Source organism: Bacillus sp. JJ722 (genome assembly GCF_036963345.1).
In the GTDB taxonomy this organism is placed as follows: domain Bacteria; phylum Bacillota; class Bacilli; order Bacillales; family DSM-1321; genus Bacillus_AD.
In genome coordinates, this window is sequence record NZ_JBALMO010000020.1 from 1 (window position 1) to 18,129 (window position 18,129).

Below are 18,129 nucleotides of genomic sequence, written 5' to 3' on the forward strand. Positions count from 1 at the left end.
CGACTTTCGCTTTTGTTCTAAAAGCTACTTTATTTAAGTGAACGTAAAAATATGGTATAATAGTTAGGTTAAACAACAATTTATGGAGGATTACATGAGTAAAGACTCTAATTCAATACAATCAGCAAAGATATTGTCGTTTCATCCAACAGGAGAATATTATTTCTCTAAAGGATTACAAGCTTACCATCGACGTGATTTATATAAAGCAAAAAAATACCTTGGGAGAGCATTAGAACTGGAACCTTTTGAGCCGATGATTGCCTGTCAATTAGCAATTGTTTGCACAGATTTAGGTGAATACAGTGATTCTAATGATATTTTAAAAGATATTATATCCCAATTAGATCCATATATGATTGAATGTCATTATTTTCTTGCTAACAATTATGCTCATCTTGGACTATTTAAAGAAGCATATTGGCATGCGAATGAATATATAAACAAAGATAAGTACGGAGAGTTTATAGATGATGCAGAAGATCTTCTTGAGCTTATTTCATTAGAAAGTAATGAAACAGAAGAAAGTTTATTCGAGCAAGATACGCTAATTTATGAACAAGAAAAAGCTAGGGAATACCTTGAAGCGGGTGATTTTGAAAAAGCGATCGAGGTTCTAAAAGATACGATTCAAAATCATCCGGATTTTTGGTTTGCATACAATAACTTAGCGTTAGCGCATTATTATTTAGGGCAGCATCAAGTAGCATTTGAAACGCTTGAGGATCTTTTAGAGAAGAATCCGGGTAATTTACATGCGTTATGTAATTTGGCGGTCTTCTATTACTATGAGAAGAATGCAGAGCAAGTAGAAGTGGTTGTAGCAATGCTTGAGAAAATCCGTCCGATTCTTCCAGAGCAGCAATATAAGTTAGGCGCTACGTTTGCCTTAGTTAATCATTTTGAATCAGCTTATAAGTGGCTGAAACTTCTTCAAAAATCAGGTTTTGATGGCGATGATACCTTCTACTATTGGTTATCGTACAGCTCTCATCACCTTGGATATGAACAAAGTGCTAAAAAAGCTTGGAAAAAAGTACTCAATATAAATCCTGATAAAGAAGGATTAGAACCATGGGGATTGATTCATTCTAATTTAGAAGCATTTGAACATCAAACGGCTATGATCATTAAGAAGTTAGAAAGTGAGTTAATTGAAGAGCGTCTTTTAGGGTTATTTTTATACAAGCATAGCTTTGAAAAAAAACAATTAGCTCAACATCCTGCTGTTAAGAATAACAATTTGTTTTCAACGATTGAGAGCAGTTATGTTCGACTGATAAATAATGATGATAAAGTAGAACCCATTGTTTATTTTATTGATGAAGTGGCAGAATTATTATATAAACAATACCATCCCATAACACTAATCGAATCGGGATTGTATATCACTTGGTTTTCTGCGTATGAGGAAGCAAAAAAAGAGAATATGACGTTCTCAAATCCTTCAGCGTGGGCAGGAGCTGTAGAATACGTGTGGAGTAAGATGACGAATGAACCGCTGCTTCAGAAAGATCTTGCCGAAAAGTACGATGTTTCCATTTCTACATTACGGAAGTATGTAAAAAAGGTGAACTCTTTGTTATATTGAGCAGATTTTTGGACGTTAATTCCTTCGTTATATAGGATTAGAGTAAGGGGATTTTCTAAACCAGTGAAAGTATAAATAAGTTTATTTGAAGGAGTGACAGGCATGTCTGAAGAAAAAATTTATGATATTGTCATTATTGGTGCTGGACCTGCTGGAATGACTGCGGCTGTATATACATCTCGTGCGAATCTATCAACATTAATGCTTGAGCGCGGTATTCCTGGTGGACAAATGGCAAACACAGAAGAAGTAGAAAATTATCCAGGATTTGATCATATTCTTGGACCTGAATTATCTACAAAAATGTTTGACCATGCGAAGAAATTTGGAGCAGAATACGCATATGGCGATGTTAAAGAAGTAATCGATCATAAAGAGTATAAAATAATTAACTGTGGTTCTAAAGAGTACAAAGCCCGTTCAATCATTATTGCAGCGGGAGCTCAGTACAAGAAAATCGGTGTTCCAGGCGAAAAAGAACTTGGTGGCCGTGGCGTTTCTTATTGTGCGGTTTGTGATGGAGCGTTCTTTAAAAATAAAGAGCTTGTTGTAATTGGTGGAGGAGACTCTGCAGTTGAAGAAGGCGTATACTTAACTCGTTTCGCATCTAAAGTTACTATTGTTCATAGAAGAGATGAATTAAGAGCACAAAAAATTCTTCAAGATCGTGCATTTGCTAATGAGAAAATTGATTTCATTTGGAATCATACTGTTAAGCAAATTAATGAAAAAGATGGTAAAGTGGGTAGCGTAACACTTGCTTCAACAATAGATGGCGAAGAGCAAGAGTTTAAAACAGATGGTGTATTTGTTTACATCGGCATGGACCCATTAACAAAACCGTTTGAATCATTAGGTATTACTAATGAAAATGGCTATATTGAAACAAATGAGCAAATGGAAACTCGCGTAGAAGGAATCTTCGCAGCGGGAGACATTCGTGAAAAAACGTTGCGTCAAATCGTAACAGCAACTGGCGATGGAAGTATTGCGGCACAAAACGCACAGCATTACGTTGAAGAGTTAGTTGAAGCTCAAAAAGCTAACGCTTAATCTTAATGCAAGTGATTGTCATTGTCATTTAATTCCACTGTAACATGGATGAAATGTTTATAGGGTATATTAAATTTACAAAATACCCCCTTTAATAATAAAGAATATTTGGAGCACAGGTTTTTATGCCTGTGTTCTTTTTTTGGACGTAAGAATAATAAACACACATTTTTTCGCCACATATAATAAAACAATAATAAACAGTCTTCTTTCAGAAATATAGTAAAAATAGTATAATGTATTGAATACGATTTCTTGACAAATATATAAATTAATTATATGGCATTATGTTACGGAAACGTCTTGAGGTGAAATAAATGCAACGTGTGACCAATTGTGTATTAACAAAAGGTGATCAAGTATTATTGTTACAAAAACCACGCCGTGGCTGGTTTGTTGCCCCAGGTGGTAAAATGGAACCAGGTGAATCTGTTAAGGATGCTTGTGTTCGCGAATTTAGAGAAGAAACTGGGATTTATATAAAAGATCCGAAAATAAAAGGTATTTTTACGTTTATCATGAAGGAAGGCAATCAAGTTCAGTCTGAATGGATGATGTTTACTTTTGTAGCGAGTGAATTTGATGGTCAACTTATTGAGAACAGTGAAGAAGGTCAGCTATCATGGCAAAATACAATGGATTTAAAAGACTTACCAATGGCTGAAGGAGATTATCATATATTAGATTACATGGTCCATGGGAGCGGATTAATCTATGGTACGTTTACGTACACACCAGATTTTGAATTATTATCTTACCGCCTAGACCCGAATTAATCGGTACTAATTAAAAATATGTCCTTTTAAAAATACTAATGAGTATGGAATGGACTGGGGGGAACAGAATGAGTAATGAGCATAATAAAGACACTGAATTAGTAATTATTACGGGAATGTCAGGGGCTGGTAAAACAGTTGCTGTGCAAAGTTTTGAAGACTTAGGCTATTTTTGTGTAGATAATCTACCCCCAACATTACTTCCGAAGTTTCTGGAACTTATGAAGGATTCTGGAAGTAAAATGAATAAAGTAGCTCTTGTAATGGATTTAAGAGGTAGAGAGTTCTTCGATCATTTATTTAAAGTTTTGGATGAAATGTCAGAGACATCATGGATGACAGCTCAAATTCTATTTCTAGATGCTAATAATGCAGCGCTTGTTCGTCGATATAAAGAAACGCGAAGAACGCATCCGTTAGCTCCAGCAGGCTTGCCATTAGATGGCATTCGTTTAGAGCGCAAATTGTTAGAGGAGTTAAAAGGGCGTGCACAAACGATTTACAATACGTCTGAATTAAAGCCTAGAGAGCTACGTGAAAAAATCTTAAAGCAGTTTTCATCTAATAATCGTCCAGAGTTTACTGTAAATGTGATGTCTTTTGGTTTTAAACATGGTATTCCAATTGATGCAGATACAGTATTCGATGTTCGTTTCTTACCGAATCCTTATTACGTGGAACATATGAGACCTCAGACGGGTTTAGATGAAGAAGTCTATGGCTATGTAATGAAGTGGTCTGAAACACAGAAGTTTATTGAGAAAATTACTGATTTATTAAGCTTCATGTTACCTCAATACAAACGGGAAGGGAAAGCCCAGTTAGTTATAGCCATTGGTTGTACGGGTGGACAGCATCGCTCAGTTGCCCTTACCGAGTATTTAGGAAACTATTTTAAATCAGAATATCATACAACTGTTACACATCGAGACATCAAGCATAGAAAGGAAAAGATTGATGACTAGTAATTTGCAACAGCCCAAAATAGTCATTATTGGTGGGGGTACAGGTTTACCTGTCTTATTACGTGGGTTAAAGCAATATCCTGTAGATATTACTGCAATTGTAACAGTTGCGGATGATGGGGGTAGTTCTGGTAGACTTCGTGATGATTTAGATATTCCACCACCAGGTGACGTGCGAAATGTATTAGCAGCGCTTTCAGATACTGAACCACTTGTTGAACAAATGTTTCAGCATCGTTTTGGTCAATCGAATGAGCTGTCTGGGCATTCGCTAGGAAATTTAATACTGGCAGCAATGACATCTATAACAGGTGATTTTGTTCATGCGATTCGTGAAATGAGTAAAGTCCTTAATGTAAGAGGGAAAGTATTGCCTGCTGCTAATCAAAGTGTCGTTCTACATGCGGAAATGGATGATGGATCTCAAATTTCAGGAGAGTCTAAAATTCCGTATTCAGGTAAGAAGATCAAAAAGGTTTTTCTTACGCCATCTAATATTAAACCTTTATCGGAAACAATAGGGGCTATAAGGCAAGCTGATCTAATCGTAGTCGGGCCAGGAAGTCTTTACACTAGTATCTTACCTAACCTTTTGGTACCGAGATTAGGTAGAGAAGTTTGTGCAGCTAAAGCGAAAAAAGTGTATGTATGTAACTTAATGACACAAGCAGGTGAGACGCTAAATTACTCAGCTAGTGATCACGTAAGGGCGATTTATGAACATTTAGGTTGTGCTTTCTTAGACACGATTCTTGTTAACGCTGAAGAAGTGCCACCACAAATGAAACTACGCTATAAGGAAGAGTTAGCTCAACCTGTTCACTTTGATGTAGCAAAACTTCTGGAGCTAGGGTTGGATGTTGTACAAGAGCACATAATGACGTTTGAAGATGAGTATATTCGCCATGATACAAAAAAAGTTGCGAATTTATTATATAAAATGCTTCAGGATGAAACCAAAACACTCTTTGGTTCGTAAATAACAGCAGAAGCTTATTAATGCTGTATCATTTCCTGTAAAAAAGTAAATAAATGGAACAAGTCGGGAGGTGAGAGTGTGTCATTTGCTTCTGAAACAAAAAAAGAACTAACGACGCTAGAGCCTAAGGATTGTTGCTCTAAAGCTGAGCTATCAGCATTAATTAGAATGAATGGATCGCTCTCATTTTCTAATCGTCAATTAGTGATTGATATTCAAACTGAAAATGCGGCAATAGCAAGAAGGATTTATACACTGCTCAAGAAGAATTATGATGTAAGTGTAGAGCTGTTAGTTCGGAAGAAAATGAAGTTGAAGAAGAATAATATTTATATTGTACGTTTTTCAGAAAACGCTCAAGAAATATTAATGGACTTAAAGATACTTGGTGATGGTTTTACCATTATCTATAATATTTCTGAGGAATTAGTAGCTAAGAAATGTTGTAAGCGTTCATATTTAAGAGGGGCATTTCTAGCAGGTGGATCAGTCAACAATCCAGAAACGTCATCTTACCATCTTGAGATTTACTCTTTATATAAGGAGCACAATGATGCACTTTGTGAATTGATGAACGGTTTTGAGTTGAAAAGTAAAACTCTCGAAAGAAAAAAAGGCTATATTACGTATTTAAAAGAAGCTGAGAAAATATCTGAGTTCTTGCGAATTGTAGGGGCCAATAGAGCCATTTTACGATTTGAGGATGTTCGTATAGTTCGAGACATGAGGAACTCGGTTAACAGACTTGTAAATTGTGAAACGGCAAATTTAAATAAGACGATAGGTGCTTCTTTACGACAAGTAGAGAACATTCAATATATCGAAGAAACTGTGGGGCTTAGTGTTTTACCTGACAAGTTACGAGAGATAGCTGAACTTCGTGTTGCCTATCAAGATGTGACTTTGAAAGAGCTAGGTGAAATGGTTTCAGGAGGAAAAGTCAGTAAGTCCGGGATCAATCATCGCTTGCGGAAAATAGATGATATTGCCAATAAGTTAAGAGCAGGAGAAACAGTTTACTGACAAAAGAATAAGGGGGAGAAGAGATGATCGAGAAACAGGTCGAGGTACGTTTGAAAACAGGATTGCAAGCAAGACCTGCTGCAATATTTGTACAAGAAGCAAGTCAATTTTCATGCGATGTGTTTTTAGAGAAAGACGGTAAAAAGGTAAATGCAAAAAGCATTATGGGACTTATGAGTCTTGCGATTGGTTCTGGAACGGTCATTACGTTATGTGCTGATGGTAAAGATGAAGAGAAAGCGGTTGAGTTTTTAGAAGCGTTTGTAGAAAAAGAAGCCCTTTAAGAATTGATAAAAACCCCGGATTAACTTTCAAGTTATTCCGGGGTTTTTAATCGTTATTGTCACGCGGAAGCTAAATGGATGCTTCCGCATTGTCTTAATTATTTATCTTTCTTCTCCTCTAAAGTATTACGAGTAAGAACTTTGTCAATTAGACCATACTCTAATGCTTTATGAGCTTCCATGAAGTTATCGCGCTCTGTATCTCTTTGAATGACTTCAAGAGGTTGGCCCGTACGATCAGATAAGATTTGGTTTAACTTATCACGTAGGTGTAGAATACGACGAGCAGCAATTTCGATTTCAGTAGCTTGACCTTGCGCTCCTCCTAATGGTTGGTGAATCATTACTTCACTGTTTGGAAGTGCGTAACGTTTACCTTTCTCACCTGCTGCTAGTAGGAAAGCTCCCATTGAAGCAGCCATACCGATACAAACTGTAGATACTTTTGGTTTGATATATTGCATCGTATCATAGATTGCCATACCAGCAGTGATGCTACCACCTGGGCTGTTTATGTAGATTGTAATATCTTTCTCTGGATTTTCAGCTTCTAAAAAGAGTAGCTGAGATACAATTGAGTTAGCAACGTTATCATCGATTGCGCTACCAAGCATGATTACACGGTCTTTTAGAAGACGAGAGTAAATATCATAAGCACGTTCTCCACGACTCGTTTGTTCAATAACTGTAGGAATTAAATTCATCGTTTTGTTCCTCCTTAAATAGAGAATGTTAAATACATTTCTCAACGTAATCGTTGTAACAATATGATACACTTTTTGGTCAATTTAGGTCAAACAAAACAATTGAAGTGTAGCCATATTTTAATCGACATTTTTTTATGTATGCGCGAAAGTTCTTTACCATGATATCCAAAGTACAGTGATTTAAACGTGCTAGCTATTGATAGAGATAGGTTTATTTTGAAATGCTATTCATTGAAAGATTAATATATCAGAGTGAAGAATGGATGAAATTATCAAAACAAGTTTTGTACATGAGTTCTATTACACTTATAATTATGGTATATGAATGTCACATACTACGAAAAAATTGTAGGAGAATTTGTATGGATTTTAGAGAACTAAAGTATTTTGCGCAGGTGGCAAAAGATAGGAACTTTACATTAGCAGCAAAAAAACTTCATATATCACAACCAGCTTTAAGTAAATCGATAAAAAATTTAGAGAGAGAGTTAGATGTACAATTGCTGGATCGATCCGATAAAGAAATTAAATTAACTGAAATCGGTCAAAACTTTTTACTTAAATCAGAAGAGTTATTAAATATGTTTGAAGCATTGAAGGGCTCATTATATGATACGAGTAAATTAAATAAAGGAAATGTAATTGTAGGTTTACCTCCTGTTATTGGTTCTAGTATTTTTGTAAATGTACTTACATCATTCCGAGAAGTGTATCCTGATATTACTTTAACTATTATGGAAAATGGTGCAAAGATGGTTGAACATAATTTGCATAATGGGACGATTGATGTAGGAGTGGTAATTGCACCAGTTGATATGGATATGTATGATTATATTTCAATTATGGAGGATGAGAATGTCCTTGTAGTGAATAAAAAGCATGCATTAGCTTTTAAGGACTGTGTTAGGTTTGAGGATTTAAAAGACGAAATATTTCTAATGTTGGATAAGACTTTTATGCTCCATCATCATATTCTGGAACGGTGTCATTCGGCGGGGTTCAGGCCGAAAATATACTTTGAAAGCTCTCAGTGGGATTTCGTATTGGAATTAGTTGCCCAAAACCACGGAATTACTATTTTACCGAAGCCAATATTAAATCGTGTGGAAAATGATTCAATAAGTATCATTCCTATTAGTGACCCACCATTGAAATGGGAGGTTGGTTTCCTACTGAATAAGGATCAATATGTCACACATGTTACGAAAACATTTATTAACCATACGTTAAAAGTAACTAGATAAGTAATAGATTGAATTCTAAGCCCACAACATACTGAAAGTAGCGGGGCTTCGTCTCGCTACTTTCCTAAAAAATCAGCTAAGGAAAAATGTTTCATTTTCCTCCGGTTCATTCACGAATGCAGGAACCAGTGCTGATATATCAAAGTTCTTAAAAGAGAACCTTGATCGGGGTATTCACACTCAGCCGACCTACGGAGCGGTCATAAGCAAGTAATTATTTTCATCTGAGGCGATGTCTTTAATGGCGTCGTCTTTTTATTTTTGTGAAGATTTTTTAAGAGATAGTTTCTACTTCAAGACATGGCGGGGCACCTAGTTTATAAATATGACCAAAGACTGTCTACCAAAGCAGTTGAGCAAAAGGGTGAAATGGAGGATGAGAAGGTTAGTTTTGAGTATGGCAGTCCTCCGCCCTGCTCCATTCGTTATTCGCAGCTTCAGCCTTCGCCAGTGAAGGTGAGAGCAGTGAAGTTGTCCAGAGCGAAATTGTTGTAGAAGGGGGCATACAGCCCGAGGATCTCATTTGTAAACTTTAAAAGGTCAGAATGCAAGCTGACGCCGGTGTCAGCTTGTTTGTTTTTTCGTCAGAAGATTATGCGTTGACATAATTTAGCAAAATATATTATACTCAAAATTGTGTTAAGAGCTTAATACAATTTTGGGGTTGTGTCATTATGAAGTTTAGTGCCAGAGAACCGATCTATACGCAGATCGTGGACGTTTACAAAAAAAAAATTGCAAGCGGCGACTTTCCTCCGGGAGAGGCCATCCCTCCGCGCAGAGAATTGGCCAAAACGTTTGGCGTCAATCCCAACACCGTTCAACGGGCCTTTAAGGAAATGGAGGATAACGGATGGATAACGACTCTAAGGGGGAGCGGCAGCGTCGTTACCGAAAATTCCGAGATTATCTTGGCGTTGCAGAGAAGCATGCTCGACGAATTGTCTTCGCAGTTCGTATCGGAAATGCGATCGCTGAGAGCTTCCGACGAAGAGATTTTGCGAATGGTGAAATTGAAATTGGAAGGGGGAATCTCCAGTGATTGTAGTTAACGATGCCGTAAAATATTACGGCCATAAGTCCGCGCTTAACGGGATTTCCTTGACGATACGCCCCTCCTGCATTACGGGGCTGCTGGGGGCAAATAGTTCGGGGAAATCGACTCTTTTGAAAGCTATCACGGGCTTGATTCGTCTGGATCGAGGTGAAATTCAGATTGACGGGTATCACCCTTCGCCGATAACGAATCGTTCCATAGCCTACTTGCCTGAACTTGAAACCTTTTATCCGTGGATGAGCATTGCTGATGCTATGCATTACTTGAAGGACTTCTATGCGGATTGGAACGAGAAGAAGGCGGCAGATTTGCTGCAAGCCTTCGAGCTCCAACCTGGTGTTCGATTACGGACGTTGTCCAAAGGGGAACTGGCAAAAGCCAAGTTGCTCTTAGCCTTAAGTAGGAGAGCGCGCTATTTGCTTCTTGACGAACCGTTATCCGGAATCGATCTGTTCTCCAGACAACAGATTCTGCAAGGTCTTCTCGACGATTTCATGGATGAAGAGCAAACGATTGTCATTGCTACTCATGAAATCGAAGCCGTAGAGCCTTTCTTGGATGACCTGCTTCTCGTTCGCGAGGGAAAATTGGCCGTTCAAGGCAATCTGGAGGAGTTGAAGGAGCATAGGGGACAAACGCTTACAGAAATCGTAATGGAGATGCATCTATGAACGCCTATATCCGTTTGCTGAAAACCGATTTCCGTTCTTTCCGTTACTGGATATTGCTGACGTTTATCCTTTTTGGGGCGACGGAATTCATACTTATCTATTTACTGTCTCGTTATAGTAAAGATCAATTATCCATATGGTTTTACGGACTTAACGGGAGTGCATTTGTTGCGGCCATCCTCGTTCCCGTCATCCTGTCCTTTGCGATTTGGATTTATGAATGGAGACAAAATACGCATTACTCCTTGCTTCTGCTACCGATTAGTCGAAGCATGATCTTTTTCTCCAAGTTATCTGTCGTCTTGTTCGTAGACACTATATTGCTGTTAACCACATTGCTTTTTTGGAGCAGGGAATGGCTGTTGCAGGGTGGATGGTTAAATGTGGATGCCGGTATCGTAAGTTCCTTGTTCATCACATTGGTTACGATTCATTTGCTGGCTTTTTTTTCCGTATTGACTGGATTGTGCGCGAAGAAATTCCAGGTTCTCGTCACTACCGCAGTCTTTATCGTCCTTTTTCCAGTCCCGACCTTGCTTGCCTACGTCCTCATCGCATTGAACGGACAGGCGGAGATCGGATTCGTTTTCTCCGGCGTCATCGTGATCAAGAACGACGAACCTCTTCTTCTTGTACCGATGCTGGTCAACGTGCTGTTCTGCGTCTTATATAGCTTCGGAGGCATTGCCTTGTTTCGAAGCAAGATACATACTTAAACGTTAAGTGTACGGCTATGCAACACTATTAGAGATAAAGGAGTGGATCGATATGATAACGGCAAAAGATACGGCAAATCCTGTCCTTCGGATCGCGGCGATTTCCAAGCAGTACGGAAACGGAAAAAATGCAACACCCGCTTTAATTAACGTTTCCCTTGATTTCTCTCCCGGTTCGTTCACCGCGATCATGGGACCTTCCGGATCGGGAAAGAGCACAATGCTGCAATGCGCCTCCGGTCTTGAGCGGCCGACATCCGGCGAAGTGTGGTTAGGCGGCATTCATCTGAATAGATTGAAAGAGCCTCGTTTGACTTTAACGAGAAGAGATCGAATCGGATTTATATTTCAGGCTTTCAATTTAATCGATTCCCTGACCGCTCGAGATAATATCCTACTGCCGTTGAAACTATCCGGCAGACGGCCCGATGAGGCCTGGTTGAGGAGACTTGTCCACCAGACGGGCTTAGAAAGTCGGCTCAATCACCGCCCTTCGGAGATGTCGGGAGGACAACAGCAGCGGGTTGCCGTTGCCCGAGCGCTCATAACCCGGCCGGATATCCTGTTTGCCGACGAACCGACCGGAGCGCTGGATACGCGCACGGGATTGGACATTCTTGAGCTTCTTCGCGAGACGGTAGACGAGTTACAGCAAACCTTGGTTATGGTCACTCACGATCCGAATGCGGCTTCAATTGCGGATCGGGTCATTTTTATGGCCGACGGTCAAGTAACGGGCGAGCTTGTGGCGCCTACAACCGCGAAAATTATGGATCGCATGAAACGACTGGAGGAAAGATGATGGTTCGGTTCATCCTGCTGTCTGTTCGTTATCGCCTTGTCCACTACGTCGGCATGTTCGTCGCTATATCGATCGCTGTTGCGATGATCGCCTCGACAGGCATCCTGATGGAAAGCGTCATGGAGGATTCCGACGAAAATCAAACTGTGATTTCATTTATCGGGTTTTTAAGCGTCCTTATCGGGTTTATTTCGATTTTTGTCGTAGCCAACACGCTCGCTTTTTCCGTCTCCCGGCGTACGGGCGAAATCGGCGCGCTTCGTCTCATCGGGGCGACTCCCCGACAAATTCGAATCATGATCGCTGGCGAGGCGGTAGTTATCTCAATCTGTGCTTCGATAGCAGGTTGTCTTGCGGGCATCGCTCTTTCCCGCCTCATTTCTGAGCTGATCGTTCGAGCCGGGATTTCCGGAGGGGACTTACAACTGATCGTGTCCATGACGCCGCTCGTTGTTTCCTTTATATTCGGCGTGTGCATATCCCTTTTATCCGTGTTAACTTCGCAGCGCCGCGCTTCACGTATCGGACCGACTCAGGCCGTGAGGGAAGCTTCAGTGGAATCCCGCGGGATCAGTCTATCCCGGCTGCTATTCGGACTTCTCTTTCTTGTCGGCGGCTGGACCCTGTGGTATAACCTTCCCCGATTGGGGGAAAACGAGTATCCGATTTTAGTCGCCCTTCAGCTCGCGTTTGCCTTTTCCCTGCTCGGCCCGTTGTTGGTTGGTCCTCTCGGATGGTTGTCGGGAGCAATCGCTTCCGTCATCTCCAAGGCATCGGGCTGGATGGCATGGGAGAATACGGCTAAAAATCGTGGGCGCACAGCCGGAGTGATGGCTCCGGTTATGCTCATCGTAACGATCGCCTGTACACTTTTGTTTATACAGGAAAATGAAAAAGATATTTCTCGGGAAAAAATGGAGGGTTTAATCGCCGCAGACTACTTCTATGCGACCCAGGATTCAGATGGAATCCCCGCCTCTCTGCTCCGTGCTGTTAGAGACATTCCCGGGGTATCGGCCGTCGCAGGGATCAGAAGCATAGAGGCGAATGTAATATGGGAAGGATTGGACCTATGGGAAGAAGAGGGCATTTACGAATACCGGGCCACAGGGATCGATGATCAACTCTTGGAACGTTTTATTCACGTCAATCCGGTGGAAGGACAAATATTGGGCATCCGAAAAAACGAGGCGGCAATTAGCAGCGACCTGGCGGAAGAGCTGGCGGACGATTATGGTTTGGGGATCGGGGATTCTTTCGAAGTGCGTTTGGTTAATGGGGATGCCCGGACATTGGAGATCACCGCGATTTTCCAATCTACCGCTATGCTCGGAGATTTTTTGCTGTCCAGCGAATTAGTCGCGCAGCATCAAGATCGACCGTCATTCGAGCATGTGTATGTGGACACGCTGTCTGCGTTGGACAATGGAGATGATCCTCTGCTGCAACAGCTTCATGCTCTCGCAGAGCCATTTCCGAGTTTGACGGGATATTCCAAAGAGGAATATATCGCCCTTTCGGAGCAGCAGCAGTCGTCGGGGCTTTGGGCGTTATACTTGCTCATCGGTATACTGGGGCTATATATCGCGATTTCTATTGTGAACACAGTTACGCTTTCCACCTTGGAGCGCAAGCGTGAGTTTTCCAAGTTGCGTTTGGTTGGCATGACCCGCTCGCAAATCTTGTGCATGATCGGTTGGGAGGCGCTAATCGCTTCCGCCATCGGCGCCATCATTGGAACGGGAATAACCGTTTTTACGCTTATGGGTCATAGTTTAGCGCTAACGGGCTCGTGGGAGTTCGATTTTGTATGGGAGACGTATGTTTGGGTCCTATCTGCCGCTTTGCTTCTAGGCGTCATTCCCGCGATACTATCGGGTCGTTATGCCATCCTGCGGTAGCAGCGGGAACAATCGAAATAGAAAACCGGATCGTCATTCGATCCGGTCAGATTGAAGAAAAAGTGTTTTTCTCTACAGTTTTCAAAATATTTTAAAAATAATAAAAAACCGTCCCTTCTAGCAAAATGAAAGCTACCCCACTACCATTACAGAAAGGACGGTTTTATGTGCAATCTTACGACCACTACTGGAAATTTATAACACGCAAATGACACTTCTTCCAGGAACAGATGAAAAAACTACCTCAAAAAGGCGACTGGCCCCCTACCTTTAAATATTACGATATCACTGACAAATTCATTTTATTTATGATATTGAGGCACTCATACCCGAACATCATGTGGCACGTGTAGAGGATGAAATTGTCGAAGCTGTACCTGATGAGAAGTTGTCTTCTTATTATAAAGGTGGTGGGCGATGTTCCTATCATCAGAATGATGCTTAAAATCATTCTATTTGGCTATGCACAAAAAGTTGATCAGAGAAAATATTCTAGCCACTATAACTTTTAGTTATAGCAATCCAAACTATTATGTATTATACAGATGTAGCCAAACATCGTAGACTAATAAATGAAAACGGATACAATAAACTTGTTTTGGATAATGAATTGTATATATTGCAGTACAAATTTATATGACTTATTTGATGTGAAAAAAGATTGGAAATTCAGTATAACATCTGAGGTGGACGAAATGAAACGTTTAGAAGGAAAAGTTGTCGTAGTAACTGGAGGAGCACAAGGATTAGGGAAAGAAATGTGTGAGCTTTTCATGCAAGAAGGAGCAAAAGCGGTATACTCTATCGATTTGCAAAAAGGTGATTATATAGGTGAGAACTTAATGCATTATGAATTAAATGTAACCAAACCTCAAGAAATTGAAAAGTTTGTTCATCATGTGAAAGAAGAAGTAGGACATATTGACGTATTAGTTAATAATGCAGGAATTACGAGAGATGCGCTAGTGAATAAATTAGATGAAGATGCATGGGATTTAGTTATTGATATTAACTTAAAAGGCGTTTTCAACATGACGAAAGCCGTTGCTCCGATCATGATGAATAACGGAACAGGATCAATCATTAATATTTCTTCTATTGTTGGTGCCTATGGTAACGTTGGTCAAACAAACTATGCAGCTACTAAAGCTGGCGTTATTGGTATGACTTATACATGGGCGAAAGAGTTTACTAGAAAGGGTGCAGCGGTTCGTACAAATGCGATTGCCCCTGGTTTTATTGAAACAGAAATGGTGAAAACGGTACCTGATAAGGTTCTTCAGCCATTACGTGATCAAACACCATTAAAGCGCTTAGGTCGACCGAAAGAAATTGCAAATGCAGCACTCTTCTTAGCAAGTGAAGAATCTAGTTTTGTGAATGGCCATGTTCTATCTGTTGATGGCGGATTACGTTTATAAAAGGAGAATGTGGAGATGTCAAAAGTTTTTCTTATAGATGCAAAACGAAGCCCGATTGGGAAATTTCTAGGAACACTTTCTTCTGTGGCTCCTTCGGATTTAGCGGCTCAAGTTATAAAAAACGTAATAGAAACGAATAAAATAGATGCCTCAATGATTGATGAAGTAATTCTTGGAAATGTTCTTTCTGCAGGACATGGTCAAAATATCGCTAGACAAGCAAGTATAAAAGCTGGAATTCCAACTGAAGTACCAGCTCTTAGTTTAAACATGGTATGTGGTAGTGGGATGAAGTCTTTAATGATTGCTTATAACAACGTCAAAGCAGATATGGGTGATCTCATGATTGTTGGTGGTGTTGAGGTAATGTCACAAGCCCCATTTATAGCATCGCACAAAATGCGTGCTGGAGTGAAAATGGGCAATCTGAATTTGGAAGACACGATAATATCCGATGGATTAACAGATGCGTTTCATCATTACCATATGGGTATTACTGCTGAAAATATAGTAGAGAAATACAAGATTACGAAAGAAGAGCAGGATATGTTAGCGATTCAGTCTCAAGAACGCGCCATTGCGGCAAGTGATAGTGGGCGTTTTAAAGAGGAGATTGTAGCGATTGAAGTGAAAAGTCGAAAAGAAACACTTTCATTCGACAAAGATGAATATCCAAATCGCGCTACATCATTATTGAAGTTGGCAAACTTACGACCAGCATTTAAGAAAGAGGGAACAGTAACTGCCGGAAATGCATCTGGAATCAATGACGGGGCATCCATTCTCTTAGTTGCATCTGAAGCTGCAGTGAACAAGTACGACCTACAACCAATCGGAGAAATTATTGCGGTCGGCCAAGGCGGAGTGGACCCATCAGTGATGGGTCTAGGACCTGTAAAGGCAATCGAAAATGCTTTATCTAAGCATGATATTCAGATGAAGGATATAGGACTTCTTGAACTAAATGAAGCATTTGCGGCACAAGCTCTAGGTGTAATGCATGAGTTGAAAAATACTTATGATCTGACAGATGAGTGGTTACTAGAGCGTATCAATGTGAATGGTGGAGCGATTGCATTAGGTCACCCACTTGGAGCTTCTGGCGCACGTATTATCACTACACTTGTACATGAAATGAAAAAGAGTAAGGTTAAGTTCGGTTTAGCCTCGTTATGTATAGGTGGAGGAATGGGAACGGCTGTAATTATCAAGTCTGTTTAGTAATTACAATCAGAACGAATACAGTAGACACAAACTTATTAAAGAACAAAGGTGAGAGAAATCATGGGAGGAAACATACAATTTATTTCTGCTTGTGAAGCAGTTAAGCTTATACATGATGGTGCTGTTGTTGGGATAGGTGGTTTTATTGGAACGGGTGTAGCAGAAGAAATTCATCTAGAAGTTGAAAAAAGATTTATGCATACAGGTTACCCTAAAGATTTAACTCTCGTTTATGCTGCTGGCATAGGTGATGGAAATGGAGCTTCAAAAGGTCTGAATCACTATGCACATGAGGGACTAGTGAAACGTGTAATCGGCGGACATTGGGGAATGGCGCCTCGTTTAACACCTTTAGTTGAAGAGAATAAAATTGAAGCTTACAACCTTCCACAGGGGGTTATATGCCAATTAGTCCGAGAGGGAGCAGCAGGGCATCCCCGTTTAATTTCACATGTTGGACTAGGTACATTTGTGGATCCAGAAATAGATGGTGGCAAATTGAATGCTAGAACAATAGAGGATCTTGTAGAAAAGGTTCAGTTTGATGGGAAAGACTATTTAGCTTATAAAACACAAAAAATTGATGTAGCTATTTTAAAAGGTACAACAGCTGATGAAAAAGGAAACATTAGTCTTGAGAATGAACCATTAACATTAAATGTTCTTTCATTAGCCATGAATGCAAAAAACAACGGTGGTAAAGTCATTGTGCAAGTCGAAAAAATCGTGAAAAGTTCTACGTTAGATCCAAAAAGTATCAAAATTCCACATGTTTTGGTGGATGCGGTTGTCGTTGCTGAGGATCTTTCTAATCATATGCAAACGTTCGGAACACAATTTAACGAAACGTTTATAAAAAGCGACATCATTGTAAACACGGAGAAAAAAGCGCAACCATTAGATGTTCGAAAACTTATTGCACGGCGTTGTGCATTAAGTTTAACGAAATCGATGAATGTGATTAACTATGGGATTGGTATGCCAGAAGGTATTGCAAATATCTTGGCTGAAGAAGGACAAGAAAAGCATTTTACACCAACTATTGAACCGGGTGTATTTGGTGGTACACCAGCGGGTGGGCTTGATTTTGGTTGTTCAGTTACTCCCGACGCAATTATAGATGAAGCATATATGTTTGATTTCTATGATGGTGGTGGATTGGATGCAGCTTTCTTAGGCTTAGCGCAATGCGATCAACATGGTAATATTAATGTTTCAAAATTTGGGTCGAAAATTGCTGGATGTGGTGGCTTTATTAATATTACACAAAATGCAAAGATGCTTGTTTTTTGTGGTACCTTTACAGCGGGCGGTTTGAAGACGAAAGTAGAGGATGGCAAATTAGTCATTGTTCAAGAAGGTAAAGTGAAAAAATTTATTCAAGATGTTGAACAAATAACGTTTAGTGGAGAAATCGCTAAACAAAACGGTAAGTCGGTTTTGTATGTAACAGAACGAGCTGTATTTGAATTACATCCTGAAGGGTTAACATTAACTGAGATTGCTCCAGGAATAGATCTACAAAAAGACATTCTTGATCATATGGATTTTGCACCATTGATAGCTATTGATCTAAAGAAGATGGATCAAGCCATTTTTGAAGAAAAGGTTATGAATCTGCAATTTGAAGAAAAGCAAGAAGAACTAGTTTCGTAAGTTATATGTATTTGTAGAGGTTATTCCTAAAAGTGAATTTTGGTATAGCCTCTACAATT

The 18,129-nt window shown here is 39.9% G+C and carries 17 protein-coding genes; 16 read left to right on the forward strand and 1 reads right to left on the reverse strand.

Annotation, left to right across the window (positions count from 1 at the left end; translation table 11 throughout):
• Nucleotides 1-94: 94 nt before the first annotated feature.
• The 7 genes from V7014_RS03350 (at nucleotide 95) to V7014_RS03380 (ending at nucleotide 6,671) form a co-directional block, all read left to right on the forward strand.
• Nucleotides 95-1,591, forward strand: coding sequence for a tetratricopeptide repeat protein (locus V7014_RS03350; RefSeq protein ID WP_335504172.1), 1,497 nt, complete (start codon nucleotides 95-97; stop codon nucleotides 1,589-1,591).
• A 102-nt stretch (nucleotides 1,592-1,693) separates the two neighbouring features.
• Complete coding sequence (trxB, locus tag V7014_RS03355) at nucleotides 1,694-2,644, forward strand: thioredoxin-disulfide reductase (RefSeq protein WP_335504174.1); 951 nt, start codon at nucleotides 1,694-1,696, stop codon at nucleotides 2,642-2,644.
• 317 nt (nucleotides 2,645-2,961) lie between these two features.
• Nucleotides 2,962-3,420 carry an 8-oxo-dGTP diphosphatase gene (locus V7014_RS03360; protein WP_335504176.1) on the forward strand — a complete coding sequence of 153 codons (459 nt, stop codon included), beginning with the start codon at nucleotides 2,962-2,964 and terminating at the stop codon, nucleotides 3,418-3,420.
• Nucleotides 3,421-3,488: 68 nt separating this feature from the next.
• Complete coding sequence (rapZ, locus tag V7014_RS03365) at nucleotides 3,489-4,385, forward strand: RNase adapter RapZ (RefSeq protein WP_335504177.1); 897 nt, start codon at nucleotides 3,489-3,491, stop codon at nucleotides 4,383-4,385.
• Nucleotides 4,378-5,364: a gluconeogenesis factor YvcK family protein gene (locus tag V7014_RS03370; protein ID WP_335504179.1), complete on the forward strand. Its 987-nt coding sequence runs from the start codon at nucleotides 4,378-4,380 to the stop codon at nucleotides 5,362-5,364. The genes rapZ and V7014_RS03370 overlap by 8 nt, the downstream gene beginning before the upstream one ends.
• Before the next feature lie 78 nt (nucleotides 5,365-5,442).
• Nucleotides 5,443-6,387, forward strand: coding sequence for a DNA-binding protein WhiA (gene whiA, locus V7014_RS03375; protein WP_335504181.1), 945 nt, complete (start codon nucleotides 5,443-5,445; stop codon nucleotides 6,385-6,387).
• A 23-nt stretch (nucleotides 6,388-6,410) separates the two neighbouring features.
• Nucleotides 6,411-6,671 (forward strand): HPr family phosphocarrier protein, encoded by a 261-nt coding sequence (locus V7014_RS03380; protein ID WP_335504182.1) that lies wholly within the window; start codon nucleotides 6,411-6,413, stop codon nucleotides 6,669-6,671.
• A gap of 98 nt (nucleotides 6,672-6,769) precedes the next feature.
• Here the strand turns inward: V7014_RS03380 and clpP are convergent, their stop codons facing one another.
• Nucleotides 6,770-7,375, reverse strand: a complete 606-nt coding sequence (gene clpP, locus V7014_RS03385) for an ATP-dependent Clp endopeptidase proteolytic subunit ClpP (protein WP_335504184.1) — start codon at nucleotides 7,373-7,375, stop codon at nucleotides 6,770-6,772.
• Between the two features lie 365 nt (nucleotides 7,376-7,740).
• On the opposite strand from clpP, the gene V7014_RS03390 reads away from it, so the two are divergent.
• From V7014_RS03390 to V7014_RS03430, 9 genes are all read left to right on the forward strand, one after another.
• Nucleotides 7,741-8,622, forward strand: a complete 882-nt coding sequence (locus V7014_RS03390) for a LysR family transcriptional regulator (RefSeq protein WP_335504186.1) — start codon at nucleotides 7,741-7,743, stop codon at nucleotides 8,620-8,622.
• Between the two features lie 674 nt (nucleotides 8,623-9,296).
• Entirely contained in the window at nucleotides 9,297-9,674 is a 378-nt protein-coding gene (locus V7014_RS03395) for a GntR family transcriptional regulator (protein ID WP_335504188.1), read from the forward strand.
• A complete protein-coding gene (locus V7014_RS03400; protein WP_335504189.1) occupies nucleotides 9,661-10,350 on the forward strand; it encodes an ABC transporter ATP-binding protein in 690 nt (229 codons plus the stop codon). Before V7014_RS03395 ends, V7014_RS03400 begins: the two co-directional genes overlap by 14 nt.
• Nucleotides 10,347-11,066 carry an ABC transporter permease gene (locus V7014_RS03405; protein ID WP_335504191.1) on the forward strand — a complete coding sequence of 240 codons (720 nt, stop codon included), beginning with the start codon at nucleotides 10,347-10,349 and terminating at the stop codon, nucleotides 11,064-11,066. Before V7014_RS03400 ends, V7014_RS03405 begins: the two co-directional genes overlap by 4 nt.
• 52 nt (nucleotides 11,067-11,118) lie before the next feature.
• Nucleotides 11,119-11,868, forward strand: a complete 750-nt coding sequence (locus V7014_RS03410) for an ABC transporter ATP-binding protein (protein WP_335504193.1) — start codon at nucleotides 11,119-11,121, stop codon at nucleotides 11,866-11,868.
• The gene (locus V7014_RS03415; protein ID WP_335504194.1) at nucleotides 11,868-13,769 is read left to right on the forward strand and encodes an FtsX-like permease family protein; all 1,902 of its coding nucleotides are present in this window, start codon (nucleotides 11,868-11,870) and stop codon (nucleotides 13,767-13,769) included. Before V7014_RS03410 ends, V7014_RS03415 begins: the two co-directional genes overlap by 1 nt.
• A 695-nt stretch (nucleotides 13,770-14,464) precedes the next feature.
• Complete coding sequence (gene fabG, locus V7014_RS03420) at nucleotides 14,465-15,190, forward strand: 3-oxoacyl-ACP reductase FabG (protein WP_335504196.1); 726 nt, start codon at nucleotides 14,465-14,467, stop codon at nucleotides 15,188-15,190.
• A gap of 15 nt (nucleotides 15,191-15,205) precedes the next feature.
• Nucleotides 15,206-16,411, forward strand: a complete 1,206-nt coding sequence (locus V7014_RS03425) for an acetyl-CoA C-acetyltransferase (RefSeq protein WP_335504199.1) — start codon at nucleotides 15,206-15,208, stop codon at nucleotides 16,409-16,411.
• 63 nt (nucleotides 16,412-16,474) lie between these two features.
• Nucleotides 16,475-18,070, forward strand: a complete 1,596-nt coding sequence (locus V7014_RS03430) for an acyl CoA:acetate/3-ketoacid CoA transferase (RefSeq protein WP_335504201.1) — start codon at nucleotides 16,475-16,477, stop codon at nucleotides 18,068-18,070.
• Nucleotides 18,071-18,129 lie beyond the last annotated feature (59 nt).

What these genes read in the sequence shown, in the direction of transcription:
- V7014_RS03410 (WP_335504193.1), top strand. Translation starts at nt 11,119, where the DNA reads ATGATAACGGCAAAAGATACGGCAAATCCTGTCCTTCGGATCGCGGCG.
- V7014_RS03350 (WP_335504172.1), top strand. Translation starts at nt 95, where the DNA reads ATGAGTAAAGACTCTAATTCAATACAATCAGCAAAGATATTGTCGTTT.
- V7014_RS03425 (WP_335504199.1), top strand. Translation starts at nt 15,206, where the DNA reads ATGTCAAAAGTTTTTCTTATAGATGCAAAACGAAGCCCGATTGGGAAA.
- trxB (WP_335504174.1), top strand. Translation starts at nt 1,694, where the DNA reads ATGTCTGAAGAAAAAATTTATGATATTGTCATTATTGGTGCTGGACCT.
- V7014_RS03395 (WP_335504188.1), top strand. Translation starts at nt 9,297, where the DNA reads ATGAAGTTTAGTGCCAGAGAACCGATCTATACGCAGATCGTGGACGTT.
- V7014_RS03405 (WP_335504191.1), top strand. Translation starts at nt 10,347, where the DNA reads ATGAACGCCTATATCCGTTTGCTGAAAACCGATTTCCGTTCTTTCCGT.
- V7014_RS03390 (WP_335504186.1), top strand. Translation starts at nt 7,741, where the DNA reads ATGGATTTTAGAGAACTAAAGTATTTTGCGCAGGTGGCAAAAGATAGG.
- clpP (WP_335504184.1), bottom strand. Translation starts at nt 7,375, where the DNA reads ATGAATTTAATTCCTACAGTTATTGAACAAACGAGTCGTGGAGAACGT.
- rapZ (WP_335504177.1), top strand. Translation starts at nt 3,489, where the DNA reads ATGAGTAATGAGCATAATAAAGACACTGAATTAGTAATTATTACGGGA.
- fabG (WP_335504196.1), top strand. Translation starts at nt 14,465, where the DNA reads ATGAAACGTTTAGAAGGAAAAGTTGTCGTAGTAACTGGAGGAGCACAA.
- V7014_RS03360 (WP_335504176.1), top strand. Translation starts at nt 2,962, where the DNA reads ATGCAACGTGTGACCAATTGTGTATTAACAAAAGGTGATCAAGTATTA.
- V7014_RS03380 (WP_335504182.1), top strand. Translation starts at nt 6,411, where the DNA reads ATGATCGAGAAACAGGTCGAGGTACGTTTGAAAACAGGATTGCAAGCA.
- V7014_RS03415 (WP_335504194.1), top strand. Translation starts at nt 11,868, where the DNA reads ATGGTTCGGTTCATCCTGCTGTCTGTTCGTTATCGCCTTGTCCACTAC.
- V7014_RS03370 (WP_335504179.1), top strand. Translation starts at nt 4,378, where the DNA reads ATGACTAGTAATTTGCAACAGCCCAAAATAGTCATTATTGGTGGGGGT.
- V7014_RS03430 (WP_335504201.1), top strand. Translation starts at nt 16,475, where the DNA reads ATGGGAGGAAACATACAATTTATTTCTGCTTGTGAAGCAGTTAAGCTT.